We start from the raw sequence: 572 nt of genomic DNA, 5'->3' as shown, positions 1-572 counted from the left end.
AGGTGGCGATGATTATGAATTGGCGTTTACCTTACCTGCTCATATTGAGCCGCCTACTATTAACAGCAGCAACACGCCAGTCACCTGTATTGGTGAAGTGATAGCCGTAAACGAGGCAGATATTGCAGATAGTTTACGGCCAAAGCTTTTGTATCAGGGCCAACCAGTAACGCCTACGAACTCTACCCCCTTTGCCACTTGGCCTACTCTTACTGGTTACCAACATTTTGCAGGTTAATCCATGACGGATCATGACTTATCTAAGCCCGATATTCGTAAAGCAAACGATTGCCCACCGCTACCTGCTAATGCCAGCCTACTTGACCGTATTGTTTATTGGCTTGGTATTGGTTTAGGAAGCGGTCTACCTCGCCGTGCTCCGGGTACTTGGGGAACGGTTGGTGGTTTGATCATTGCGATACCGCTTATGAGCTTAGGTTTTGTACCGTTTCTGATTATCACAATACTATCTTGCATTATTGGTATCTGGATATGCGGTCGTACCTCTGATTTGATGCAAGGACATGATGATCCGCATATCGTTTGGGATGAGTGGGCTGGTATGTGGATTA

1 protein-coding gene and 1 pseudogene are annotated in these 572 nt (G+C 46.3%); both read left to right on the top strand.

The annotated features are described in order from the left end of the window. Nucleotides 1–238: pseudogene (locus ACS8FD_RS23240) on the top strand (thiamine-phosphate kinase); the annotation flags it as partial. A 3-nt stretch (nt 239–241) separates the two neighbouring features. After that, on the top strand, nt 242–572 hold a 331-nt coding region (locus ACS8FD_RS23235; protein WP_439277593.1), incomplete at its 3' end, for a phosphatidylglycerophosphatase A family protein.

Source organism: Psychrobacter sp. 1U2, from assembly GCF_051847575.1.
The sequence above is the reverse complement of the archived record's forward strand: the minus strand, read 5'-3'. Positions and strand labels throughout refer to the sequence as shown.